The organism is Novosphingobium sp. RL4 (assembly GCF_035658495.1).
Lineage (GTDB): Bacteria > Pseudomonadota > Alphaproteobacteria > Sphingomonadales > Sphingomonadaceae > Novosphingobium.
Window position 1 is genome coordinate 2,857,539 of record NZ_CP141944.1, and the last position, 24,722, is coordinate 2,882,260.

Sequence of the window (24,722 nt, forward strand, 5' to 3'; positions counted from 1 at the left end):
AGGGATGACGAAGGCGTGACGACGGAGACGACCGCAGAGCCGTTCCACGGCCGCACACTGGTGATCGACAGCGCTACCGAAGCCTGTTCGGTTGCGCTGTTCGAGAACGGCGCGCTTCTCGCGGGAGACTTTCGGATGCTCGGGCGCGGCCATGCCGAAGCGCTCGTGCCGATGATCGCACAGCTTCCCGATCGCGGCCGCGCCGCCCGCATCGTGGTGGCGCTCGGCCCCGGCAGCTTCACCGGCGTGCGCGTCGGCTTGGCCGCCGCCCGCGCGCTGGCGCTTGCCTGGGGCTCCGAGGTGATCGGATACTCGACCCTCGCCATGGTCTCGGCGATAGCGCGCGATCAGGCCGGGGTCGTTCCGGTGGCAACGGCGATGACCGGTGGCCACGGCGAATGGTTCATCGAAGGCTTCGCTAAAGACGGCAGCGTGACCCGGCCCCTCACCTCGCTGCGTCCCGACGCGGCGGCTGCCGCAGTTGCCGAGGAGGTGGTCGCCGGCACGCAGGCGCAGGCCCTTGTCGCCGCGCGCGGAAACGGAACCGCCCTCGCCATCTGGCCGGATGCCCGCGCCTTCCCGCTCCTGCCCGCCCATGCCCTGACCGCCGACACCCGCCCCCTCTATGGCCGCGCGCCCGACGCCAAGCTGCCCGGCGGCCTTCCCGGACCGCAAGGATAATCCCGGATGCTTGACGATCTCGACCAGATCATGGCCGTGATGGCCACGGCGTTCGACCCGGCCTGGGGCGAGGCATGGAACAGGCGCCAGGTCGAAGACGCGCTCACTCTGGGAAATTGTCACTATTTCCTCGTTTCGCCCGAAGGAAAACCCCTGACGGAAGGGGAAATCGCGGCCGGATTTTCACTGTCGCGAACGGGCTACGAAGAAGAAGAGTTACTGCTTCTCGCAGTAGATCCGCAGTTCCGCCGGAAAGGACTTGGGCGATCCATATTGGACGCACTTAGACTTGCCGCAGGAGCACGGGGCGCTAAACGACTTCTACTTGAAATGAGAAGAGGAAACTCGGCAGAGTCTCTTTACGCAACCTTCGGATTCTATGCCATCGGCGAACGGAAAGATTACTACCGTACACCGAACGGCGAGAGAATCGATGCACTGACCTTTGCTTGCGACATAGACTGACGGAATCTAACAGTATTAATCGGATTGATTTCGTTACAATTGTCACAATTAGGAACGACTTGTAATTGATCTTGTATTCCAGATTGAAATGGTCCAAGGCGAAACGGCAGGCCTAAAAGGCTCGCCCGATCCAGTAATGGTCGCAAAAAAGAGGTCGTAAAATGGAAATCATTCAGGCTGATGCCAACGAGACGTTGATCACGCTCACGTCCGACATCGTTGCAGCTCATGTCAGCAACAACAACGTCAACGTAGAAGACCTGCCCACGCTCATCACCAATGTCTACGGCGCTCTCGCCGGACTTGGCGGTACGCCCGTCGTCGAGGAAGAAAAGCCCGAGCCCGCCGTTTCGGTGCGCGCTTCGGTGAAGCCCGACTACATCGTCTGCCTTGAGGACGGCAAGAAGCTGAAAATGCTCAAGCGTCACCTCATGACCCATTACAACATGACCCCGGAAGAATATCGCGCGCGCTGGAACCTGCCCGCCGACTATCCGATGGTTGCCCCCAACTACGCCGAGAAGCGTCGCGAACTGGCCAAGAAGATCGGCCTGGGCCGCAAGCCCAACGCGCGCCGCGGCCGCAAGCCCAAGGCTGCCGCCTGATTTCAGGCCGCGCCGACTTACGCCCGGCAAACGGGCGTTCGAAGGTTGTGATTAAGGGCACGGCCGCCTATCTAGGTGGCCGTGCCTTTTCATTGATACAGGTCAAACGTGCATCAACCAATCGACATCGAAGCCCTCTGCGCTGAACGCGGCCTTCGGATTACCGAACAGCGCCGCATCATCGCGAAGGTTCTTTCCGAGAGTACCGACCACCCCGATGTCGAGAAGCTCCACGAACGCGCAACCGCGCTGGACCCGGGCATCTCGATCGCCACGGTCTACCGCACCGTGCGCCTTTTCGAGGAAGCCGGCATTCTTGACCGTCACGACTTCGGCGACGGCCGTGCCCGCTACGAAGCCGCGCCCGAAGCACACCACGATCACATGATCGACGTGGAAACCGGCCAGGTCATCGAATTCGTCGACCCGGAACTGGAATCGCTCCAGCGCCAGATCGCCGAAAAGCTCGGCTTCCGCCTCGTCGACCACCGCATGGAACTCTTCGGCGTCCGTATCGAGCGCGAGGACGGCGAAACCCGCAAGTGACGGCCGAGGCTCCGGCCCCGGACCTGCTTTCAAAAAGGCGGATCGCACCCCGGGGCTGGGCCCTGGTCGCGGTCCGCCTTTTTGCGTTGTTGCTGCTGCTCACGCTCTGCATTCCCGCCTATTACGCCCTTGCCCCGATCACCCGACACAATCCGGTGCCGCGCCTGTTCCTGCGCACGGTCGGCACAATTTGCGGGCTGCGCATCAGGAAACTGGGCGCGCTGCCCGTCCCCGGCAGCTTCTTCATCGCCAATCATGTGAGCTGGCTAGATATTCCCGCGCTTGCAGGCGCCACCGGCACCGCATTCGTCGCGCATGACGGCCTCGCCGGGTTCGGCCCGCTCCGCTGGCTCTGCGAACTTAACGACACCGTGTTCATCGCCCGCCACCAGCGCGCAACGGTGTCCATCCAGATCGAGCAGATTCGCGCCGCCATGCACGAAACCGGCGCGCTGGCTGTGTTCCCCGAAGGCACGACATCGGGCGGCGTCGAACTGCTGCCCTTCAAATCCTCGCTGCTCTCCGCGATAGAAGGCCACGACCGGCACGTCGCCGTGCAGCCGGTCTGGCTCGACTATGGCCCGGAAGCGCGCGAGATCGCCTGGGTGGGAGACGAACCCGGCCTCGACAATGCGCTGCACATTCTGGCCCGCTGGCGGCCGATCCCGCTCACCCTGCATTTCCTGCCGCCGCTGACCGGGGAAGAACGGACGAACCGCAAAACCATGGCGCACGGCGCACGGCGGGCGATCGCACGGGCCATGGGGCTCGATCCGGACTGAGCCGGCCTAACAACGCCGCAAACGGACGTTTACATGGAGTTTGAATGGCCGGCCGGGAGACAATGCCCCCGGCGGTCATCAGCCCCGGATCAACGCGTGGCGTTGTAGGCGAGCTGCTTTTCGTCAAGCTGGAAGCCCACCAGAACTTCGAAGCTGGAGCGCGCGACGGCGGCCTTCACGGTGGGATCCGACAGCGGATCGACGGCCGCGTCAGTATCGCCGGCCTTGCGCTTGCGAGTGATACGCTCGCGGATATCGGCGGGCAGCGTTGCTGCGGCACGGTCGATATAGGCCGAAGCGGTGGTGTGCGCCTGCGCGCGGTCCTGGCCGTCAGCGAAGTTCACCGTCACCTGGCCGACGCGCTTCGAAATGACGGCAGTGCCGCCCTGAAGCACCGAGACGAAATAGGGCAGCGTCACCTGACGCGCGCCCTGCGTGTCGTTGCGGCGGGCGAGAATGTCGAAGTCCACCTTGGCGAAAACCTTGTCCCCGCTCTGGTCGTTGCACTGGGTGCGCACGTTGGTCATCGCGGCAACCACGTCGATATTGGCTGCGGTGCGATCGTTCGGAGCGCGGAACAGCGTGATATCGCCGGTATATTCGGGAATGCCGACCGCCGGGCAGGTCGAGCGGACCGCCGTGATGCCCACACCCGAATCGACCACGATCTCGCCCTTCTTGGCGCAGCCGCTCAGCGCGGTCACCGCGACGGCGGAGCAGAGGATAGTGGCAGTCAGGCGGCGTGCATTCATCGTGAGGTTCCTCGAAGACGTCGGCTTGCCCTAGCGGCGCAAGCGGCAAAGCGCTAGAGGCCCATTCATGAACGCGCCCTTTCCATCGCCTACGTCCGCGCCCGTGCCGTCCGGTTCGGAGCAGCCCCTGCGCCTCCTGATCGCCGCCCCGCGCGGGTTCTGCGCCGGGGTCGATCGCGCCATCGAGATCGTCGAGCGTGCGCTCGAAATCTACGGCGCGCCGGTCTACGTGCGCCACGAGATCGTTCACAACAAGTTCGTGGTGGACAATCTCAAGGACAAGGGCGCCGTCTTCGTCGAGAGCGTGGACCAGGTGCCGGACGGCGTGCCGGTGATCTTCTCGGCCCACGGCGTGCCCAAGTCGGTGCCGGCAAAAGCCACCGCGCGCGGCCTCGAATGGCTGGATGCGACCTGCCCGCTGGTCAGCAAGGTGCACCGCCAGGCCGAACGCCAGATCGCGGACGGCCGCCATATCCTCTTCATCGGCCATGCCGGCCACCCCGAGGTCATCGGCACCTTCGGGCAGGTTCCCGAAGGCACCATGTCGCTGATCGAGACGGTGGAAGATGTCGCCACGGTCAAGGTGCCGGAAGGCGTCGAACTCGCGTATCTGTCACAGACCACGCTTTCGGTGGACGATACCGCAGCGATCATCGCCGCCATCGAGTCGCGCTTCCCCGATGTCGTTGCACCCAAGCAGGAAGACATCTGCTACGCCACGTCCAACCGCCAGACCGCGGTGAAACAGATCGCGCCGGACTGCGAGATGGTGCTGGTGATCGGCTCGCCCAAGAGCTCGAACTCGCTGCGCCTCGTCGAAGTGGCGGAGCGGGCTGGTTCGCGCGGCCAGATGATCCAGCGCGCGAGCGACATCGCTCCGGAATGGCTGACGGGCATCGCCACACTGGGCCTCACCGCCGGGGCCTCGGCGCCGGAAGCGCTGGTGAACGAAGTGATCGCGCGCATCAAGGAACTGCGCACGGTCGAATCCGAGGAACGGGTGACCGCAGAGGAAACCATCACGTTCAAGCTGCCGCGCCAGCTCGCCCGCTGAAGGATCCACATCAATGGCTGTCTATACCCGACTCGGCGCGGAAGAAATGTCCGCGATCGTCGAGACCTTCGACGTCGGCTCGCTGATCTCCGCCAAGGGCATCGCCGAGGGCGTGTCCAACAGCAACTGGCTGATCGAGACGCAGCACGGCGAAAGCGCCCGCCGCTTCATCCTCACCGTATACGAGAGCCGGACGGACATTTCCGACCTGCCCTTCTTCCTCGACCTGCTCGACCATCTGGCCGCGCGCGATTGCCCGGTCCCCCGCACCATGCATGACCGCGACGGCGCGAGCCACCGCTTCATCGGCGAAGGCGAAGGCCGCAAGGCGCTGGCCCTGATCGAGTTCCTGCCCGGCGTCTCGGTGTCGGAACCGACGGCGGAACAGGCCCGCGCGGTCGGCGCGGCGCTGGCGCAGATCCACCTCGCCTCGGCGGACTTCGGCCAGGCCCGCACCAACTCGCTCGACCTGCCGGCCTGGCAGCAGCTTTTGGGAGACTGCGGCGCCGAAGGGCTCGAATCGATCCACCCCGAACTCGGCCGCCTCGTCGAACGCGAACTCGGCGTGCTGGCGCGCGAATGGCCGGCGGACCTTCCGGCCGGCGTGATCCATGCCGACCTGTTCCCCGACAACGTGCTGATGCTGGGCAACAAGGTGACGGGCCTGATCGACTTCTACTTCGCCTGCACCGACCTGCTAGCCTACGATGTTGCCGTTACTCATGCGGCCTGGTGCTTCAGCACTGACGGCACGCAGTTCCGCCCCGACCTGTCCCTTGCGCTGATCGAGGGTTACGAGGCCGTCCGGCCGCTCACCCCGGCAGAGCGCGAAAGCCTGCCGGTGCTGGCCCGCGGCGCGGCGGTGCGCTTCCTCGCCACCCGCGCCTACGACTGGCTGAACACGCCGGAAGACGCCCTCGTCACCCCGAAGGACCCGATGGCCTTCGCACGGCGACTTCAGTTCTATGCAGATCCGGCCAATTCCGGGATATTCGGCGCATGAAGCAAGTACAGATTTTCACGGATGGCGCCTGCAAGGGCAATCCCGGCCCCGGCGGCTGGGGCGTACTGCTGCGCATGGGCCAGCACGAGAAGGAAATGTCCGGCGGCGAACCCGACACCACCAACAACCGGATGGAGATGACCGCCGTCATCAAGGGCCTGAACGCCCTGACCGAGCCGTGCGAAGTCACGCTGCAGACCGACAGCAAATACGTGATCGACGGTATCACGAAGTGGGTCCACGGCTGGAAGAAGAAGGGCTGGGTGAACGCCAGCAAGCAGCCGGTCCGCAATGCCGACCTCTGGCATGACCTGATCGAGGCGGTCGCCCGCCACAAGGTCCAGTGGGAATGGGTCCGCGGCCATTCCGGCCACGCCGAGAACGAGCGCGTGGACAAGCTCGCCAGTGACGCGGCGGTCGCCGCAGGCAAGTAGCTCGATGTTCGCGCAGGTCCGAAAAAAGCGAACAGTCCCGTAGCGCACAAGCACGCATGGCCGGATAATACTGAATAACCCCCTTAGGCAGCATCGACAAAGCGCTTATGACTGGCGCTTGTCTCTATTCTCCATATGATCCTCCCAGTCTCTGAGGGGGGATCGAATCATGAATCGTAAATCTGTACGCTGGCTGCCGCGCGGCGTTTTCGCGCTGGGCCTGACGTTTGCAACCGCTCCGGCAGTGGCCCGTGATGCCTCGCCCACCACGCTGGAGGAAGCAGGTCCCGAAAACGGCTGGCAGTTGGAAATCGCCGCGATCAGGCGCGATTGCGCGAATTCCGGCCAGACATGCCTCGATCATTTCGAGCGCTATGCGAGAAGCAACCGGGAACGGTCGGCCAGCGCCGGATTCCTCGGCGTCGGCAGCGGATTGACGTTCTGGGGAACCGGCGAAGAACTCCACTACACCGAAGTGATCCGCAAGGTCGACAGTGTCCAGCTCGAGTATCAGATCGGTTTCGGTTACGTGCTCTTCGCCAAGCAGCGCGACGCACGGATCGACGGCAACGGCGTACTGTTCGGCTTGCCCGCCAACGCCGCCGGCCAGGCCGGGATCACGCAATTCTCCGCATCCATCATCGGCATCGCACCTGACAGTCTGAAAGATGCCAATGGAAGTCCGGCCAATTGCAAGACCGACGATCTCGACCCCGAGAGCGCACTGCTCTGCGCTCTGGACATGCAACCCACTGTCACTCAGGCCTACTATCAGACGGCCTCGGGCCGCATGTCGGCCGCGTTCGAGCGCTGGCGCCGAAGCCTCGCCAAGAGACCGGTCACGCCCCCCGCCATATGCCCGCAAGTCATCAATTTTCGCAAGGTCGACCGCTCCGTAAAGGAAGGCAAAATCGACCCTTCGCCCGCGATCCTCGCGGCAGCGAAGGAGATGAACGACATGCTCGCCGCAGCCTGTCTCAATCCACGCCCCAACGCCCGCATCAGCTACAAGTCGGGCCTGCCGGAATTGAAGGCGATCAACGGCAACGTGAAGCTCAATCTGGGAGACGGCGGAGCATCGGCCGCACAATCGCTGGTCGCCGAAGGCTACTATCGCACGAAATCGCATCTCGCCACGATCAGCGCCGAGGGAACGGGGTCTGCCACATCCAGGAGCAAGGCGCCGGAGGCGGCAACGGCGACAGCCGCGCAGTTGGTCCTGTTCGATCAGAACAATGACCACTATGCCGAATTCACCATGAACGGGCTGAAGCAGTCCTCGAAGCTTCCCTCCATCCTCGCCTCCATCATCACCATGGAGCAAAGCGACGAAGCACAGCGGCTCCGGCTCCAGATGGCGTGTAGCGGGGGTTCCGTCTCGGTGCCGCAAGGCGGAAATCCGGTTACCGATCCGGTCGCCTTCACCAACCTTGTCTTCGAGGTTCGCAAGGCCGTCGACAATCCGGCATATGCCTGCCAGTCCCAGTTCCCTGCTGAACGAAGATAGCGCTCCCCGTCGAATGGTTGTCAGCGCCGTGAAGCGCGGCTAATCCCGGCGCGTGCCACATGCCTTCGACCACCGGCTTACAGCGCCTCGCGGCTTTGCGGACGCGCTCAAGCGGGAAGCCCGCGCGCTGGTGACGCCGGGTCCGCGCATGGCGGACGAATGGGCCTGCGTGGCCTCGGTCATGCTGGCTATCCTCATCGCGCACCTGATAGGTGCGCAGATGGTTGCGTGGGCCGCCTTCACGGCCTTCGTCCTGCTCAAGAGCGAGACTGCGGAAACCCTGCTGCGCGGCGTGCTGCGCATTGCGGGAACCGCGATCGGATCGCTATTGGCCCTGGCGATCGTGCCCTATGCCGCCCACTCCCTGCCGCTCGCCATGGCGAGCGCGGCGCTGGTGGGCGCGGTGGGCCTCTACGGCATGATTACCGCCCGGCGCGCCTATGCATGGCTGCTGTTCGGACTGACGTTCGAGATGATCCTGCTGGACAAGCTCGAACATCCCGACCTCGACACCATCCACTTCGCGCAGACCCGGATGCTCGAGGTGATCGCGGGCACCGTGGCCTGCGTGATCGTCAGCCTTTCCGCCGCAACGCTTTCGGGCAGGAAGTGGCTGGCGGGCCGCAAACCCGCGCCGGACCGGATGAAATGGCACCCCCACGCCGCGCGCCACGCAGCGCAGGCCGGTATCGCCATCGCCGTGCTGCCGGTGCTCCACGCCCTGTTCCAGATGCCGCAGATGGCGCAGGCCGCCGTGACCGTGATGGCGGTGATGATCGTTCCCGTAACCGGCATCGGCGCGAGCGGCTTCGTGCCGGTGACGCGGCGCCTGTTCCAGCGCACGCTCGGTTGCCTGGCGGGCGGCGGCCTTTCGCTTGCAGTGCTGCTGCTGGCACAGGGCAGCACGCCCGTCCTGATCGCGGGCACCTGCCTTGGCATCGTCATCGGCCGCCATATTGAGAACGGCCTCCCGAACGTCACTTACCTGGGCCTGCAGTTCACGCTTGCCGTGCTGGTCGTGCTCGTGCCCGATTCCTACGCCGATGCCCGGATCATGCCCGCCGTCCACCGGCTGGCGAGCATCTTCGTCGGCATGGCCGTGCTGGAGCCGGTGCTGCTGGCATGGCACTTCGTCGCGCCCGGCAGGAAACCCGCCGAGCGCGGCGCTGAGGCCGAAAACAACGAGTGAGGATCAGCCCGTGGTCGTATCGACCACGTCGGCCGGGGGACCGTTCTTCTTGATCGATTCGATCGCGTTCTTCGCGGAAGCCTTGCTCGAATAGCCTTCCGTCCAGAACATGGTTTCGGAATTGTAGAGGAAGTAGGCAACATATTCGCCCGCCTTGTTCTGGCGGATTTCAAAGCGATGAGCCATCTCAGGTCTCCTTGCAGGAACACACCCTGTGCGCACTTGTGCAAGTTTCCCCGCGAAGTGGAAAGGGAAAACAGGCCGGCCGACTATCGCCGCCGAAACCGGCCGGGCGCGAACGGAGCGGGCTCGATCTCGCCTCCGGCCGCGCCCAGCAGCAGGGCGGCGCCAAGCTGCGCAGCGGCGGGCGCGGTCTGTATCCCGAAGCCGCCCTGCCCGGCGAACCAGAAGAACGCATCGTCACCGGGATCGAAGCCATAGACCGGCAAGCGATCCGGCGCGAAGGAGCGCAGGCCCGCCCAGCGATGCTCGACACGGCGAACCCGGCGATCCACGACCTGCTCGAACCTGTCGACGGCGAGCGCCACGTCGAGTTCCTCGGGCGCGGCGTCACACGGGGTGCTGGGCGTCTCGTCGTGAGGGCTCAGCCAGAGGCGGCCGCTCTCGGGCTTGAAGTAGAACGTGCCTGAAACGTCGAGAACGAGCGGCAGGCTGTCTGGCGCGGCAGGTTCGATTGCGACTTGCGCTATCGTGCGGCGATAGGCCGCGATACCGAGCGGGCGCACCCCCGCCTTCTCCGCCACCGGATCGGCCCAGGCACCGGCGGCGTCGACCAGCAGGTCGCAGCCCACGCGGCGGCCGTCGGCCAGTGAGAGCGCCCAGCCACCGGAAACGCGCTCGACAGCGGCGAGGCCGGAACGGCACCACAGGTCCACGCCGGCCCTGCGTGCGGCGGCGAGATAGTGCTGGTGCAGGCGGGCAACGTCGATGTCGCACGTGCTCGGTTCCAGCACGCCGCAAGTCCATTCCGGCCGCAGATCGGGTATGCGCGCCGCGATTTCCGCACGCCCCAGCACCGAGACATCGATGCCGACCGCGCCATATGTCTCGGCGAAATCGGATATCTCGCGCTCCTGCCCGCCGCGCCCGATGGTGAGTGCGCCGCGGGGCGCGAGGACGCCAAGGCGCCGCAGTTCCGGGCCGGAGGCGGTGGTCAGCGGCTTGACCTGCGGGCCGCCGTAGCTTTCGGTCCAGAACGCGGCGGAGCGTCCGGTGGCGTGATAACCGGGGCTTTCCTCGGCCTCGATCACCAGCACCCGTGCCTGCGCGCCCACGCGGGCGGCCAGCGAGGCACCGGCCATGCCGGCGCCCACTATGACGATATCGAACCTCGCATCCATAAGGGTTTCAGCCCCTAGCGGGCGCAGTCCGGTTCAGGAAGTCCCGTATGGCAGAGAGCGCCCGGTCTCGCACGACATCGCTTTCGCGCAGGATTTCGTGGCGCGATTCGCCCCCGAAGGCGACGAGTTCGGCCCTCGGCAAACGCCGCGCGGCACGGCGAATCGCGGGCCAGGACACCAGCCCGTCATGCCGTGTCGCCAGCAGCAGCACCGGCACGTCCACCGCCTCAAGCACGCCCCTGCCCTCCAGCAGGCGTATCGAGGCGAGCGCGCGTTCGATCCAGCCCCAGCTTGCCGGGCCCATCGCGATTCCCGGCCGTTCGCGGCGCCACCATGCCTCGTCGGCATAGCGGTCGTCATCATGAGTGAGCAGGCGTGAGCGGGCCTGCGGCAACAGCCCCGGTTTCTCGTTATGCTTCCATGCCGGACGGCGCGGATCGCCCAGCGCCGCAAGCCCGCGCGCGGCGACATGGAGCAGGTTCGCGGGCAGCCATGCAGGATGGATGCCCAGCATCGGCGCGGACAGCACGAGCGCGTCCGGGGCGACCTTGCCCTGCGCCACCGCCCGCATGGCGAGATGACCGCCCATCGAATGGCCGACGAGAACATGAGGCCCCGGCTGCTCCGCCGCCCAGGCGCTCCAGAAAGCGGCAAGGTCGTCTATCCAGAGGCCGAAATCGGCGACGTGCCCGGTCGTGGCATCGAAACCCAGCCGCCCGCTCAGCGACTGTCCGCGCCAGTCGATCGAACTGACCGCCCAGCCTTCCCGGTGCCACTGATCAAGCGATTCGAGCCATTTCTCGTAAGTGTCGCCCCGCCCGGGCAGGAACAGCAGCGAGCCGCGGGGAGCGGACGGCGCCGGCCAGTCGATCCGGCGCAGCGGTTCCGGCCCGGACGGACCGTTCCAGCGGCTTTCCACCGCATCTTCCGGGATCGCCCGGCGGGCGCGCGCGGCGCTTGCAGGCTCTGGGGAAACGGGCTTGTTCTCAAGGGTTTCAATGGTCACGTGGCGAATTCGGCCTCAGCACAGTGGTTACTGTTTGGTAAGCGGTATCCGCTAGATCGTGGCACGGGCAAAGGGGAATTCACGAATGCCGGGCACAGCCTTTTCGTATGCATTGCTGCTGGCCTTGGCAATCGCCCTGCTGCGCGCCGCCTTCACCGATATCAGGCGGCGGGAGATCGGCAACGGGCTCAATCTCGCCATTGCCCTTGCCGCCCCGCTGTGGTGGTGGGCCGCCGGTTTCGGCTGGGCCGACATCGCATGGCAGATCGGCCTTGCCGCCGTGACTTTCGCGCTGGCCTGCGTGCTGTTCGCGCTGCGCCAGATGGGCGGCGGCGACGTCAAGCTGCTCGCCGCGCTGGCGCTGTGGTTCGTGCCCGCCAGTTTCGGGCAGCTCATCGTGCTGATGGCGATGATCGGCGGCGGCGCCTCGATCGCCATGGCCGCCTTCAACATGGAGCGCGTTCCCGGCGAGAAGCTGCGGGACGCGCTGGGCTGGCTCGTCGCGCTCGGCTGGGTCTGGGCGGCGGGGGCCATCGTCTATGCCCTTGCCGTGCATCGGCCGGTGGTTTCGCCGGAACGACTCTCCGCAATCCATGCGGCGGTCCCGCAGGGCTGGATGCTCGCCCTTGCCGCGCTCGCGGTGGCTGCGCTGTTCCTGTCGGGCTTCCGCCACATCATGCGCCGCCAGAAGTCCCGCCTCCCCATTCCCTACGGAGTCGCGATCTCGGCGGCCGCGCTCTGGGTGATGGGAGAGCAGGCGCTTTCCACCAGCCTTGTTGGATGAACCCGATTTTAACCAATCCGGATGAAAATGCAGGGACTTGCTCAAGGATTTCGGGACTCGGGTATTCTGAAGGGGTCGCATAAGCATGGATAGGAAGAAGCTGGTGCTGCTGGCCACCGCGCTGCTGATTGCAGTGGTGACCGCGATGGCAGCCCGCTCGATGTTCGCCGGGGCAGCCGCGCCCCAGGCGGAGGCCGCCCAGCAGGCCCAGCCGACCGGCCCCAAGGTCCTCGTCGCCCAGCGCGCCCTGCCGGTGGGCACGATCATCACCGCGGACGCCGTGTCCTATCAGGACTGGCCGAAGGAACTGGTGAAGGACGCCTATTTCATCGACGGCGAATCCGACATGCAGAAGCTGCTCGGCACCGTCGTCCGCTTCCAGATCACCGCCGGCCAGCCGGTGACGCAGGGCGCGCTGGTGGCGCCGGGCGATCGCGGCTTCCTTGCCGCCGCGCTCGGCCCCGGCATGCGCGCCGTGACCATTCCCGTATCCGCCAAGACCGGCGTGGGCGGCTTCGTCTTTCCCGGCGACCATGTAGACCTCGTGCTGACGCAGGAAGTGCGCGGCAGCGACGGCGGCGACGCCCTGCGCGCCTCGGAAACGATCCTGCGCAACCTGCGCGTGCTCGCCACCGACCAGGCCACCGACAACGAAGTGGTGGACGGCAAGACCGTGGTTCACGCCTTCAGCACCGTCACGCTCGAAGTCACGCCGCGCATCGCCGAGAAAGTCGCCGTGGCGCAGGAGATCGGCACGCTCAGCCTCTCGCTGCGCGCCATAGCCGACAACCAGGGCGAGTTCGAGCGCATCCTCGCCAGCGGCGACATCAAGGTGCCCGAAGGCGCGACCCGCGAGCAGGAAGAGAAGATCATGAAGCAGGCCATGGAGCGCCCGCTCGAAGGGATCTCCACTTACATGACCGGCGGCGACGTTTCCCGCTTCCAGCGCTCCAGCCGCCCGGCGACGAGCACGGAAGTGGCCGCGCGCACGGTCACTGTCGCCAGCGCGCCGCAGGGCCCGTCCTCGGCGGCGCCGGTCCGCACGGGGCCCGTCGTCCGCGTCACGCGCGGCAAGGAAACCGTCGAAGTCCCCGTGAGCAGCCGCTGATGCCTGCCCTCACCGCCATTGGCCGCATCCATCCGACGAAGGATCACACGATGCAGACGCGCCTTCTCAAGTCCATGCTGGTCGCCGCCTGCGCGATTGCGCCGCTGGCCTCGCCGATCGCGGCAACGCCCGCCAGCGCCCAGTCCGTCGTCCAGCCCGCACAAGATCTCACGCTCTCGATCGGCAACGGCCAGCTCGTCAACGTGCCGGGCGCCATGGCCGACGTCTTCGTCGCCAATGACGCTGTGGCCGACGTGCAGGTCAAATCCGCCCGCCAGCTCTACGTCTTCGGCAAGGCGGGAGGCACCACTACCGTCTACGCCAGCAATTCGGCGGGCGCGGTGATCTGGTCGGCAACCGTCCGGGTCGGCTCCAACCTCGACAGCGTGGACGCCATGCTGCGGCTCGCCATGCCCGAGGCAAAGATCGGCGTTTCCACGATGGGCTCAAACACCTTCCTGCTTACGGGAACGATCAAGACCCCGGAAGACGCGGCCGAGGCCGAGCGCCTCGTCCAGGCCTACGCGGGCAAGGATTCGAACGTCATCAGCCGCCTGCGCATGGCGACCCCGCTTCAGGTCAACCTCCAGGTCCGCATCGCCGAAGTCAGCCGCTCGCTGGTGAAGTCGCTCCAGACCAACCTGACCACCGTGGACAGCACGGGCGGGTTCAAGTTCGGCGTCGGCCAGGGCCGCAGCGGATGGTTCGAGCAGCATGTCCCGGGCGGATCTCTCGGCACAGCCACTCCGCCCGACGGCGCTTCCGGCGTCAATCCGATCACCACCGGTTCCACTCTTGCCGCAGCGGGCAAGCTGTTCGGGGTCAACATCCTCGGTTCGCTCGACGCGGGCGAGACCATCGGCCTCGTCACCACGCTCGCCCAGCCCAACCTCACCGCCCTTTCAGGCGAGACGGCGGAGTTCCTGGCGGGCGGTGAATATCCGATCCCGATCAGCCAGGCCCTCGGCACCACCTCGATCGAATACAAGAAGTACGGTGTCAGCCTCAGCTATTCGCCCACGGTGCTGGCCAACGGCCGTATCTCGATGCGCGTGCGCCCAGAGGTTTCCGAGCTTTCGAGCCAGGGCGCGGTCAATTTCAACGGGTACGAAGTGCCGGCACTCACCGTGCGCCGCACCGAGACGACCGTGGAACTCGGCTCGGGCCAGAGCTTCATGATCGCGGGCCTGCTGAGCAACAATTCGCAGAACACCATCCAGAAGCTGCCGGGCGCGGGCGACCTGCCGATCCTCGGCTCGCTGTTCCGCTCGACCAGCTACAAACGCGGCGAGACCGAACTGGTCATCATCGTCACGCCCTATCTCGTCAACCCGGTGGACGCCTCGCAGATCGTGCTGCCGACAGACGGCTTCAACGCGCCGAACGACCTGCAACGCCTCCTCGGCAACATGGAGAGCGATGGGGTGAGCAAGGGCAAGGGCAGCCAGCCCGCCGCAGCAGCAGCGCCGGGAATCGGCGATGCCGACGGGTCCGCTCCTGCACAGGGCAAGTCGAAGCGCTCCGCCGCCACTGGCACCGCCCCCCAGCCCGGCTTCAGCCTGAAGTGAGAAAGATGAACCCGATGTCCATCCAGATTGCGCGGTCCGGGCGCCTCGTCGCCGGCTCGATCGCCCTCTCGCTCGGCCTGCTCGTAGCCGGTTGCGGCGGCATGGCCACCAACCGTTCGATGAACAGCGTGCACCAGCCGGTCGTCGAGAAAGTGAACTACACGCTCGACCTCGCCACGAACGGCAATGGAGCGGGCGACAGCGGGCTGGCACAGGGCGAGCAGAGCCGTCTTGCCGGCTGGTTCGACGCGATGGGACTCAAGTACGGCGACCGCGTCTTCATCGACGATCCCTCGCGCAATCCAGCCGTGCGCAGCGCGGTGGAAGCCGTGGCCGGACGTTACGGCCTGACCCTGGCCGAGGGCACACCCGTTACCGAGGGATATGTCACCGCCGGCAGCGCACGCATCGTGGTGGCCCGTACCCGGGCGTCGGTGCCCGGCTGCCCTGACTGGTCTGCCAAGAGCGACTTCAATCCGAACAACGGCCTCACCAGCAATTACGGCTGCGCCACCAATTCCAATCTCGCCGCGATGATCGCCAACCCGGAGGACCTGCTCCACGGCGCGCAGACGACCGGCCAGACCACGGTGATGAGCGCATCCAAGGCGATCGACGCCTATCGTAACGCGGCGCCAACCGGCGGGGCCACCGTCAAGGCGACTTCCAGCAAGGACAACTGAGTCATGAACGCACCCTGGAAATCCGGTGGCCCGAGCGGACGCGACCCCTTCGCCGCCTATCTCTGCGACGAGGCCTCGCTCGACGTGCTGCGCCCGATTGCCCTCGAAATGGGCTGGCAGCCGGAGAAGTGCAACAAGGGGGGGCTGCGCAACGCGGTCCAGTCCCTGTCGATCACGGCGAGCCCGAACATCCTGCTGGTGGACCTGTCGGAAAGCGGCGATCCGCTGAACGACATCAACGCGCTGGCCGAAGTCTGCGAGCCGGGCACGGTGGTGATCGCCATCGGCCAGGTCAACGACGTGCGCCTCTACCGCGACCTGCTCGCCAGCGGCATTCACGACTACCTGCTCAAGCCCCTCTCGCCCGGGCAGGTGCGCGATGCGCTGGCCCATGCGCAGGCCGTGTTCTCCGCACCGCGCCCGTCGGAGGCCGGTTCCGCCGGAACCCATGTTTCCACCGCCGTGATCGGCACGCGCGGCGGTGTCGGCGCATCCACGCTGGCCACTTCGATCGCATGGCTGTTCAGCGCCGACAACAAGCTGCCGACCGCCCTGCTCGACCTCGACATCCATTTCGGCACCGGCGCGCTCTGCCTCGATCTCGAACCGGGCCGCGGCCTGACCGACGCGATCGAGAACCCCAGCCGCATCGACGGCCTGTTCATCGAACGCGCCATGATCCGGGCCAACGACAATCTCGCGCTGCTTTCGGCCGAAGCGCCGATCAGCACCCCGCTGATGACCGACGGCGCCGCCTTCCTCCAGCTTGAGGAAGAGTTCCGGCAGGCCTTCGAGATGACCGTGATCGACATGCCGCGCAACATGCTGATCAACTTCCCCCAGCTCGTCGCCAATGTGAACGTGGTGGTGCTGGTGGTCGAACTCAGCCTCGCCTCGGCGCGCGACACGATCCGCATCCTGTCCTGGCTCAAGGCGAATGCGCCGCAGGCCCGCGTGATCCTGGTGGCCAACAAGGTCCAGCCGAGCCTTGCGGAAATCACCCGCGCCGATTTCGAGGCCTCGATCGAGGCGCCGATCCAGCTTTCGATCCCCTATGACCTCAAGGCCGCCTCGATGGCAGCCAAGCTCGGCCAGACTTTTGCCGATGCCAACCGCTCGAACCGGGCGGGTGCGGCGATGCGCGACCTGTCGCGCCTCATCATCGAGGTAGGCGGCGAGGCGGCGGAACTGGCCTCTGCCGGAAAGGCGCAGCCCGGCAAGAGCACCGCCGGCAAGACGTCGCTGCTCGGCAAGTTCGATCTCAAGTCCTTCATGGGCAAGGCCGCCCGGAAGGAAACCGCCGCCCGCTGAGGCGCGCGGTTCACGGAAGGCGGGCGTAGATGAACATGATGCAGCTTCTGCTGGTGGCGGTTGGCCTGCTGAGCATGATCGGGCTCATCCTGGCGGCATTCTCCGGCCCGTCTCCGGCCAAGGAATCGTCGCGCCGGCTGAAGGCCGTCCGCTATCGCCATTCGCAGAGCGCGACGGACCGGATGGAAGCGCAGATGCGCAAGGCCGTGGCGGCCCGCAAGCCCAAGGTCCACCGCACGGCGGGCTCGGGCTCTCGGATCGACGCGCTGGCCCTGCGCCTGCACCGCTCCGGCAGGAGCTGGACGCTGAAGCAGTACATCTCCGTTTCGGCCGGAGTGGGCCTGTTCGTCGCCGCGCTCGTCTTTCTGAAGTCCGGCGCCCCGCTGCTGGCGCTGGCGGTGGGCCTGTTCATCGGCGGCGGCGTGCCGCACTTCGTGCTGAACAAGCTGATCGCGCGGCGCACCAACGGCTTCATCGTCAAGTTCGCAGACGCCATCGAACTGCTCGTGCGCGGCCTGCGCTCCGGCCTGCCCGTCACCGAGACGCTGGGCGTGGTCGCCAAGGAAATTCCCGGCCCGGTGGGCCAGGAATTCAAGCTCGTGACCGAGCGCATCAAGATCGGCAAGACCATGGAGGACGCCCTCCAGGAAACCGCCGATCGGCTCGAAATCCCGGAATTCAACTTCTTCTGCATCACGCTGGCGATCCAGCGGGAAACCGGCGGCAACCTCGCCGAAACCCTTGCGAACCTTGCCGACGTACTGCGCAAGCGCGCCCAGATGAAGCTCAAGATCCGCGCGATGAGCTCGGAATCGAAGGCTTCGGCCTATATCGTCGGCGCCCTGCCCTTCATCGTCTTCGGCATGATCTGGTGGATCAACCCCGGCTACATCGGCAAGTTCTTCATCGACGAGCGCCTGATGGTCGCCGGCATGGGCGGCGCGGTGTGGATGGGGATCGGCGCCTTCATCATGGCCAAGATGGTCAGCTTCGAGATCTGAGCGAAGGATAGCAGGCAAGATGCCAAACCAACCCGCCGGTCCGACGCTCCTCGGCTTCGACGTGATCTTCGTCGGCACGCTGCTCGCCATCGTTGCCGCCGCCTCGGTGCTGCTGGCGATCTATGCCGCGGTCACCGTGCGCGATCCCATGGCCAAGCGCGTGAAAGCGCTGAACCAGCGCCGCGAAGCGCTCAAGGCCGGGATCGCCACCGCCCCGCGCAAGCGCCAGAGCGTGGTCCGCCGCAACGATACGACCGACCGCATGGGCGCCTTCCTCGGCTCGCTCAAGGTGCTTCAGGACAGCCAGCTTCGCGACATCGAGCAGAAGCTGGCGCAAGCGGGCATCCGCAACAAGGAATGGGCCGTCGCGGTCGTCTTCGCCCGTCTCGTCGCACCGATCGTGATGGGCGGCACCGCCGCGCTGGTCATCTACGCGATCGACTATTTTCCCGAATGGAGCAGCTTCAAGAAGTTCATGGGCTTCGCCGCGATGCTGATCGCCGGCTACAAGGGCCCGGACATCTTCATCAAGAACATGATCACCAAGCGGACCGATGCGATCCGCAAGGGCCTGCCCGACGCGCTCGACCTGCTGGTGATCTGCGCGGAGGCGGGCCTCACCGTCGACGCCGCCTTCGACCGTGTCGCCCGCGAACTGGGCCGCGCCTACCCCGAACTGGGCGAGGAGTTCTCGCTCGCCTCGATCGAGCTCTCGTTCCTCACCGAGCGTCGGCAGGCGTTCGAGAACCTCGCTTACCGCGTCGATCTCGACGCGATGCGCGGCGTCGTCACCACCATGATCCAGACCGAGCGCTATGGCACCCCGCTCGCCTCGGCGCTCCGCGTGCTTTCGGCAGAATTCCGCAACGAACGCATGATGCGCGCCGAGGAGAAGGCCGCGCGCCTGCCCGCGATCATGACCGTTCCGCTGATCCTGTTCATCCTGCCCACGCTCTTCGTGGTCATCCTCGGCCCGGCGGCCTGCTCGATCGCGGACGCATTCTCCGGCGGAGACCCGCACCCGCCGCCGTCGCACTGATGGCGGTGCCGAGCGGCGTCAGTCCCGCTCGCCGAACAAACGGCAGGCCACTGCGTCCAGCCGGGCGACGAGCGCCGGATCGCGGGCTTCCGGAGCGGTTATGAGCGCATGTTCGAGCGCGGTGTCGATCGGGCTCGGCTCCCGCCGCGCAGGCAGGCTGGCAGCCAGCGCCCTCAGCGCGTGACGCGCCAGGCGGGCATTGGCATGCATGACCTCCAGGACATGGCTCACTTCGACGCCGGCCTCTTCCTCGCGCCATGAATCGTAGTCGGTAACCATGCCCAGCACGGCGTAAGGCAGTTCCGCCTCACGGGCGAGTCGCGCCTCGGGCATGGCGGTCATGCCGATGACGTCCGCACCCCAGCCGCGATACATGCGGCTTTCCGCGCGGGTCGAGAATTGCGGCCCTTCCATGGCAAGGTAGCATCCGCCCGGATGCACGTGCGCGCCCGCCAGCTCCGCCGCCGCCCCGGCCATGGCCGAAAGCCGCGGACAGGTCGGATCTGCAAGGCTGACATGCGCGACAAGGCCGGTGCCGAAAAAGCTGCCGGCACGGCCCGCCGTGCGGTCGATGAACTGGTCCACCATGACGATATGGCCCGGCGCCATCTCCTCGCGCAGCGAACCGATCGCCGAGAGCGCCAGAACGTCCGTCACGCCGCAACGCTTGAGCACGTCGATATTCGCGCGGTAGTTCACGGCCGACGGCGGTATCGCATGGCCGGCGCCGTGGCGGGCGATGAACGTGAAGCGCACCTCGCCCAGCCGCCCGGTCGTAACCGGGCCGGACGCCTGGCCGAAGGGGCTGGAGACGGCGATCTCCTGCGCATCCTCCAGTTCGATGCCGGCAGCCAGGCCGGAGCCGCCGATGATGCCGATGTGCCAGAAGCTGCTTTTCTCAGCGCGCAAGGATACCTGCCATGATGATGTCGATCGTGTGCTCGCGGTAGCGGTCGCGCAGTTCCTCGGTCAATGTGTCCTGGTCGAAGCAATGCTTCAGCACCAGCCGCGCCGAGAAGAACCGGTCCACCGCCCCGGTCACGGTAAAGTAGAACAGTTGCGGATCGATTTCACGGAAGACACCCGCCCGCACCCCGTCGCCGATGAGCTGTTCATAGGCGCGGTAGATCGGCGAGAGATAGCAGTCGGCGATGCGGCGCGCCTCGGCATCGTCGCTTTCGCGTACCATCCGCATCGTCAGGCGGTTGAGATAAGGCACTTCGTAGAAGGTATCGACGACCTTCCAGAGATGGCGCCGCAACTTGGCCTCGGGCGACCAGCCGTCCTTCGCCAGCAGCGCGTCGACGCTGGTGACGATGGCCTGCCAGTCACGGTCGAGCAGCGCCTTGAGCAGCCCGGCCTTGTTGCCGAAGTAATACTTCACCAGCGCGGAATTGAGCCCCGAGCGCAGCGACAGTTCGGACAGCGAGATGTCGATCACGTCGCCATCGCGCATGATCGCGCTGGCCGTTTCCAGCAGCTGCGCCCGCGCGCCGGGAGGCGGCGTGCCGGATTCGGTGGAGGAAGTGCCCTGCGCCATCGGCCCGCGCGCCCTTGCGGCCCTTACCTCGGCCCCAGTCGGATCGCGCCGTCGAGGCGGACGGATTCGCCGTTCATATAGTCGTGCTCCAGCATGAAGAGCGCCAGCTTGGCATATTCGGCGGGCTTGCCCAGTCGCTTGGGGAAGGGAACCATCGCCGCGAGCGCATCCTGCACCTGCTGCGGCATGCCCGCCATCATCGGCGTCTCGAAGATGCCCGGCAGGATCGTGTTGACGCGAATACCCTCGCCCATGAGATCGCGCGCGACCGGCAGGGTCATGGCAAGGACGCCGCCCTTGGATGCCGCATAGGCCGCCTGCCCGATCTGGCCGTCCTGCGCCGCGACCGACGCGGTGTTGACGATGGCTCCGCGCGAACCGGCCTCGTCCAGGGGATCGAGCGTCACCATGCCCGCCGCCGACTTGCTGATGCAACGGAACGTACCGACGAGGTTGATGGCGATGGCCTTCTCGAAAAGCGCCATGTCATGCGCGCGCGGTTCGCCCGTCTCGCGGTTCTTGCCCACCGTCTTGGCGGCCGGCGCGATGCCCGCGCAGTTCACGAGGATACGTTCCTGTCCATGCGCGGCGCGCGCCTTGGCGAAGCCTGCGTCGACGCTGGCATCGTCCGTGACGTTGACCTCGCAGAACACGCCGCCGATCTCCGCGGCGACAGCTTCCCCTGCCTCCACGTTGAGGTCGAACACCGCAACCTTGACACCCTGCGCCGCAAGCGCCCGCGCAGTGGCGGCACCCAGCCCGGACGCCGCGCCGGTAACGACCGCGGCCATGCTGCTATCCAGTTTCATCCACAATCCCTTTCGCCCGTGCCTACTTTCCAGGCACCAAATGCTTAATTCCGCGTCACAATAGCCCGGCAGCGGGCCATCCGGCCGATTTAAGCACCCGGTTAAAAGCCGGTGCTCATGCGGTCAATCCATTCGATGCGGCGCAGCACCCGCACGCAACACGATTTCACCGCAGCGATACGCAGAGCAATTTTGCGGCACCCGACATGCCGAAATGCAACATTGCATTTCCCTCGGCAAACACCTGAATTCTTCCGGGCAAGACTGCAAACTGCGTGCAATACCGTAGCACTGTTGCAGCAAGATCACAGCCTCCGAGACAATTTGCGCAACGCGGCGAAGGGGATTGAAAGCCGGATCGCCTGCCGCGACAACCTCCGACATGGCAGGGGCATGTGCATACACACCCACTGCTGGCATCCGGCTCGCCCATCAGGATTGGTCACGCACCTGACAGGCGGACGAAAGCAACAAGGGACACAAAAGTGAAAACATCTCTGAAGAAGGCCGCTCTCCGGAGCGCAACGTGCGTTGCCGCCTTCACGTTCACCGCAACCGGCGCCTACGCGCAGGACGCGGCGACTGAAGAAGCACCCGCGAGCGAAGCCATCGTCGTCACCGGTTCGCGCATCAACAACCCGAACCTGACGCAAGCTGCCCCGGTCAACGTCACGACCGCAGACACGATCCAGCTGGCCCAGAACAACGTTGCCGAAGAAGTCCTGCGCGAAATTCCGGGCATCGTCCCGTCGATCGGTTCCGCGGTCAACAACGGCAACGGCGGCGCAAGCTACGTCGACCTTCGCGGCCTCGGTTCGAACCGCAACATCGTCCTGCTGGACGGCCAGCGCATCGTCCCCGCCGAACTGGTCGGCCGTGTCGACCTCAACAACATCCCGCTCGCCCTCGTCGAGCGCGTTGACGTCCTGACCGGCGGTGCATCGGCCACCTACGGTGCCGACGCCATCTCGGGCGTCGTCAACTTCGTCATCAACAACGAATTCGAAGGCCTGGAGCTGAACAGCAGCTACCAGATCACCGAACAGGGCGACGGCGCCACCTTCCGTACCGACCTGTCGACCGGCGCCTCGTTCGACGATGGCCGCGGTCACGTGATCCTGGGCATCGGCTATCAGCAGGCAGACCCTGTCTACCAGGGCCAGCGCGGCTACTCGGTCTACAACGTCGACAGCTTCTCGGGCGAAGCCTCGGGTTCGGGCACGACCCTTCCGACCCGCTTCGGCGCCCAGCAGATCGCGCCTGACGGCCAGAGCCTGGTTCCCTACTACCAGCCCTACAACTTCAACCCGTCGAACATCTTCAGCACGCCGTTCGAACGCTTCAACATCTTCAGCTCCGCGAAGTATGAAGTTGCCGACAACATCGAGATCTACAGCCGCGGCATGTTCTCGAAGCAGACCGTCTCGACGGTCATCGCCCCCTCGGGCGCATTCGGCATCTCGGTCGACATTCCGATCTCGAACCCGTTCCTGAACGACGGCCTGCGCAGCTCGTTCTGCTCGATCGCCGGCCTCGACGCTGCGTCCTGCGCCCTCGCAGCCGCCGCAACCGATCCCAACGACCCGAACTACCGCACCGCCACGACCTCGATGTACCGTCGTGCCGTCGAAGTCGGTCCGCGTATCTCCGACTACCAGACCACGATGTTCGACTATCGTGCCGGTATTCGCGGTGACGTAACCAGCAACATCCAGTTCGACGTTTCGGGCGCTTATGGCGAATCCGAAAACATCCAGACCATCAAGGGCTACACGCTCAACAGCCGCATTCGCGACTCGCTGCTGGCGACCAACAGCTCCACCTGCCTCGAAGGCACGACCGATGGCTGTATCCCGGTCAACTGGTTCACCCCGGATGCCACCACGCTCACGGCTGAGCAGATCGACTTCCTCACCGAGGAATCGACTGTCATCAACCGCTTCTCGCTGGCCCAGGCCACTGCGGAACTGAGCGGCAACATCGGCGTCAGTTCGCCGTTCGCCTCCGACCCGATCTCGTTCGCGGCCGGTGTCGAATTCCGCGAATACAACGCCAGCCAGGCTTCTGACACGCTTGCCCAGACCGGCGACCTCGGCGGTGCCGGCGGCGCGGCCCCGAACATCAAGGGCGGCTACAAGGTCTACGAAGTCTTCGGCGAACTTCAGGTTCCGCTGGTTCAGGACAAGCCGTTCTTCGAGGAACTCTCGCTGAACGCAGGCGTCCGCCAGTCGCACTACGAAGTCGACGCTGCAAGCAGCCCGAAGTACAATACCACGACCTGGACCGTCGGCGGCGTCTGGGGTCCGGTTTCGGACATCAAGCTGCGCGGTAACTACAGCCGTGCCGTTCGCGCCCCGAACATCTACGAGCTGTTCTACCCGGTCACCACCGCCCTCACCAACCTGTCGGACGATCCCTGCGCCACCTTCACAGACACCGGCGGCGCGATCCCGGGCCGCTCGGCTCCGACCGGCGTTCTTCGTGACGTCTGTATCGCTCAGGGTGCGACTGCCGCCAACGTTGGAAACATCTTCCAGCCGGCAGCCGGCCAGGCCAACTACACGGGCGGCGGCAACATCAACCTGAAGCCCGAAAAGTCGGACTCCTGGACCCTTGGTGTCGTCTTCCAGCCCAGCGTCGTTCCCGGTCTGTCGCTCACGGTCGACTACTACAACATCAAGATCAAGGACGCGATCACCACGCCGACGCCGGGCGACGCCATGTCGGCCTGCTTCGACAACCTCAGCGTCACCAACCCTGCCTGCCTTGCCATCCAGCGTAACCCGCTCGACGGCGGCCTGAGCGGCGATCCGGCCACCACGCCGGGCCTTGCCCTCAACCTCAGCAACCAGGGCAAGCTGTCGACCGCCGGTATCGATTTCACGGCCAACTATCGCCGTAACATCGGTTTCGCGGACCTGATCCTGGCGCTGAACGGCAACTGGACCGACAAGAGCGTGTTCCAGTCCTCGCCGACTGGCGTTGCACGTGACTGCGTCGGCCTCTACTCCGAAAACTGCGCTTCGCTTCAGCCGAAGTGGCAGTGGTCGACCCGTACGACCCTGGCATTCGAGAACATCGACGTCTCGCTGCTGTGGCGCCACATCGACAGCTTCAAGTACGAAGACTTCGGCGAAGCGTTCCAGGGCACCCTTGGCGACGACGTCGGCGCGCTTGCCGGCAAGAACGTCGACTTCAACCGGATCAAGGCGTTCGATTACTTCGACCTGACGACCCGCTTCAACGCGACCGACAACGTCACGTTCACGGTCACGATCCAGAACCTGTTCGACAAGAAGCCGCCGATCGTCGGCTCGAACATCGGTTCGACCGCATACAACAGCGGCAACACCTACCCGTCGACCTACGACGCTCTGGGCCGTCGCTTTGCCGTGGCTGCAAAGCTGCGCTTCTAATCGTTACCGACGATTTGAGATTGAGGGGTGGACGGCAACGTCCGCCCCTTTTTCTTTGCGGCACATGAAAGCGCGAGA

The 24,722-nt window shown here is 65.6% G+C and carries 25 protein-coding genes; 18 read left to right on the forward strand and 7 right to left on the reverse strand.

The window, feature by feature from the left end; all coding sequences use genetic code 11:
• Positions 1-15: 15 nt before the first annotated feature.
• The 5 genes from tsaB to U9J33_RS13885 all read left to right on the forward strand — a co-directional run bounded on the left by tsaB (position 16) and on the right by U9J33_RS13885 (position 3,079).
• The gene (tsaB, locus tag U9J33_RS13865) at positions 16-681 is read left to right on the forward strand and encodes a tRNA (adenosine(37)-N6)-threonylcarbamoyltransferase complex dimerization subunit type 1 TsaB (RefSeq protein ID WP_324696094.1); all 666 of its coding nucleotides are present in this window, start codon (positions 16-18) and stop codon (positions 679-681) included.
• A gap of 6 nt (positions 682-687) precedes the next feature.
• A complete protein-coding gene (locus U9J33_RS13870; RefSeq protein WP_185996999.1) occupies positions 688-1,146 on the forward strand; it encodes a GNAT family N-acetyltransferase in 459 nt (152 codons plus the stop codon).
• A 161-nt stretch (positions 1,147-1,307) separates the two neighbouring features.
• A complete protein-coding gene (locus U9J33_RS13875; RefSeq protein WP_054440529.1) occupies positions 1,308-1,751 on the forward strand; it encodes a MucR family transcriptional regulator in 444 nt (147 codons plus the stop codon).
• A 108-nt stretch (positions 1,752-1,859) separates the two neighbouring features.
• Positions 1,860-2,297 (forward strand): Fur family transcriptional regulator, encoded by a 438-nt coding sequence (locus U9J33_RS13880; RefSeq protein ID WP_054440532.1) that lies wholly within the window; start codon positions 1,860-1,862, stop codon positions 2,295-2,297.
• An 86-nt stretch (positions 2,298-2,383) separates the two neighbouring features.
• Positions 2,384-3,079: a lysophospholipid acyltransferase family protein gene (locus U9J33_RS13885; RefSeq protein ID WP_324696098.1), complete on the forward strand. Its 696-nt coding sequence runs from the start codon at positions 2,384-2,386 to the stop codon at positions 3,077-3,079.
• Between the two features lie 89 nt (positions 3,080-3,168).
• On the opposite strand, the gene U9J33_RS13890 is transcribed toward U9J33_RS13885, so the two are convergent.
• Positions 3,169-3,831 carry a hypothetical protein gene (locus tag U9J33_RS13890; RefSeq protein ID WP_185996998.1) on the reverse strand — a complete coding sequence of 221 codons (663 nt, stop codon included), beginning with the start codon at positions 3,829-3,831 and terminating at the stop codon, positions 3,169-3,171.
• Positions 3,832-3,898: 67 nt separating this feature from the next.
• Here U9J33_RS13890 and ispH point away from each other — a divergent pair, with 67 nt between their 5' ends.
• The 5 genes from ispH (at position 3,899) to U9J33_RS13915 (ending at position 9,018) form a co-directional block, all read left to right on the forward strand.
• Complete coding sequence (gene ispH, locus U9J33_RS13895; RefSeq protein WP_324696100.1) at positions 3,899-4,885, forward strand: 4-hydroxy-3-methylbut-2-enyl diphosphate reductase; 987 nt, start codon at positions 3,899-3,901, stop codon at positions 4,883-4,885.
• Between the two features lie 13 nt (positions 4,886-4,898).
• Positions 4,899-5,888: a homoserine kinase gene (gene thrB, locus U9J33_RS13900; protein WP_324696102.1), complete on the forward strand. Its 990-nt coding sequence runs from the start codon at positions 4,899-4,901 to the stop codon at positions 5,886-5,888.
• Positions 5,885-6,322, forward strand: coding sequence for a ribonuclease HI (gene rnhA / locus U9J33_RS13905; protein WP_054440540.1), 438 nt, complete (start codon positions 5,885-5,887; stop codon positions 6,320-6,322). Before thrB ends, rnhA begins: the two co-directional genes overlap by 4 nt.
• A 169-nt stretch (positions 6,323-6,491) precedes the next feature.
• Entirely contained in the window at positions 6,492-7,829 is a 1,338-nt protein-coding gene (locus U9J33_RS13910; RefSeq protein ID WP_185996995.1) for a hypothetical protein, read from the forward strand.
• A 52-nt stretch (positions 7,830-7,881) separates the two neighbouring features.
• Positions 7,882-9,018 (forward strand): FUSC family protein, encoded by a 1,137-nt coding sequence (locus U9J33_RS13915; protein WP_231636123.1) that lies wholly within the window; start codon positions 7,882-7,884, stop codon positions 9,016-9,018.
• A gap of 3 nt (positions 9,019-9,021) precedes the next feature.
• Here U9J33_RS13915 and U9J33_RS13920 read toward each other — a convergent pair whose 3' ends face one another.
• The 3 genes from U9J33_RS13920 to U9J33_RS13930 form a co-directional block, all read right to left on the reverse strand.
• Positions 9,022-9,204: a YegP family protein gene (locus U9J33_RS13920; protein ID WP_054440545.1), complete on the reverse strand. Its 183-nt coding sequence runs from the start codon at positions 9,202-9,204 to the stop codon at positions 9,022-9,024.
• A gap of 83 nt (positions 9,205-9,287) precedes the next feature.
• Entirely contained in the window at positions 9,288-10,379 is a 1,092-nt protein-coding gene (locus tag U9J33_RS13925) for an FAD-dependent oxidoreductase (RefSeq protein WP_324696108.1), read from the reverse strand.
• A gap of 7 nt (positions 10,380-10,386) precedes the next feature.
• Positions 10,387-11,379, reverse strand: a complete 993-nt coding sequence (locus tag U9J33_RS13930; RefSeq protein ID WP_324699062.1) for an alpha/beta hydrolase — start codon at positions 11,377-11,379, stop codon at positions 10,387-10,389.
• Positions 11,380-11,470: 91 nt separating this feature from the next.
• Here U9J33_RS13930 and U9J33_RS13935 point away from each other — a divergent pair, with 91 nt between their 5' ends.
• The 7 genes from U9J33_RS13935 to U9J33_RS13965 all read left to right on the forward strand — a co-directional run bounded on the left by U9J33_RS13935 (position 11,471) and on the right by U9J33_RS13965 (position 18,879).
• Positions 11,471-12,169 (forward strand): A24 family peptidase, encoded by a 699-nt coding sequence (locus U9J33_RS13935; RefSeq protein WP_324696111.1) that lies wholly within the window; start codon positions 11,471-11,473, stop codon positions 12,167-12,169.
• Between the two features lie 85 nt (positions 12,170-12,254).
• Positions 12,255-13,277, forward strand: coding sequence for a Flp pilus assembly protein CpaB (gene cpaB, locus U9J33_RS13940; RefSeq protein ID WP_054440549.1), 1,023 nt, complete (start codon positions 12,255-12,257; stop codon positions 13,275-13,277).
• 50 nt (positions 13,278-13,327) lie between these two features.
• A complete protein-coding gene (locus U9J33_RS13945) occupies positions 13,328-14,845 on the forward strand; it encodes a type II and III secretion system protein family protein (protein ID WP_324696114.1) in 1,518 nt (505 codons plus the stop codon).
• A gap of 14 nt (positions 14,846-14,859) precedes the next feature.
• Positions 14,860-15,528: a CpaD family pilus assembly protein gene (locus U9J33_RS13950; RefSeq protein WP_324696115.1), complete on the forward strand. Its 669-nt coding sequence runs from the start codon at positions 14,860-14,862 to the stop codon at positions 15,526-15,528.
• Between the two features lie 3 nt (positions 15,529-15,531).
• On the forward strand, positions 15,532-16,839 hold the full coding sequence (locus tag U9J33_RS13955; protein ID WP_324696118.1) for a pilus assembly protein CpaE: 1,308 nt from the start codon (positions 15,532-15,534) through the stop codon (positions 16,837-16,839).
• A 29-nt stretch (positions 16,840-16,868) separates the two neighbouring features.
• A complete protein-coding gene (locus U9J33_RS13960) occupies positions 16,869-17,840 on the forward strand; it encodes a type II secretion system F family protein (RefSeq protein ID WP_324696120.1) in 972 nt (323 codons plus the stop codon).
• Between the two features lie 19 nt (positions 17,841-17,859).
• Positions 17,860-18,879 carry a type II secretion system F family protein gene (locus tag U9J33_RS13965; RefSeq protein WP_324696122.1) on the forward strand — a complete coding sequence of 340 codons (1,020 nt, stop codon included), beginning with the start codon at positions 17,860-17,862 and terminating at the stop codon, positions 18,877-18,879.
• An 18-nt stretch (positions 18,880-18,897) separates the two neighbouring features.
• Here the strand turns inward: U9J33_RS13965 and U9J33_RS13970 are convergent, their stop codons facing one another.
• Genes U9J33_RS13970 through U9J33_RS13980 form a run of 3 tightly spaced genes read right to left on the reverse strand, consistent with a single transcriptional unit; the run spans position 18,898 to position 21,228 of the window.
• Positions 18,898-19,788, reverse strand: a complete 891-nt coding sequence (locus U9J33_RS13970) for an S-methyl-5'-thioadenosine phosphorylase (protein WP_324696125.1) — start codon at positions 19,786-19,788, stop codon at positions 18,898-18,900.
• Positions 19,778-20,419, reverse strand: coding sequence for a TetR family transcriptional regulator (locus U9J33_RS13975; RefSeq protein ID WP_054440557.1), 642 nt, complete (start codon positions 20,417-20,419; stop codon positions 19,778-19,780). Before U9J33_RS13975 ends, U9J33_RS13970 begins: the two co-directional genes overlap by 11 nt.
• A 23-nt stretch (positions 20,420-20,442) precedes the next feature.
• Entirely contained in the window at positions 20,443-21,228 is a 786-nt protein-coding gene (locus tag U9J33_RS13980; RefSeq protein ID WP_054440562.1) for an SDR family oxidoreductase, read from the reverse strand.
• A 485-nt stretch (positions 21,229-21,713) separates the two neighbouring features.
• Here U9J33_RS13980 and U9J33_RS13985 point away from each other — a divergent pair, with 485 nt between their 5' ends.
• Positions 21,714-24,644 carry a TonB-dependent receptor domain-containing protein gene (locus U9J33_RS13985; protein WP_132469320.1) on the forward strand — a complete coding sequence of 977 codons (2,931 nt, stop codon included), beginning with the start codon at positions 21,714-21,716 and terminating at the stop codon, positions 24,642-24,644.
• The last annotated feature ends 78 nt before the right edge of the window (positions 24,645-24,722 follow it).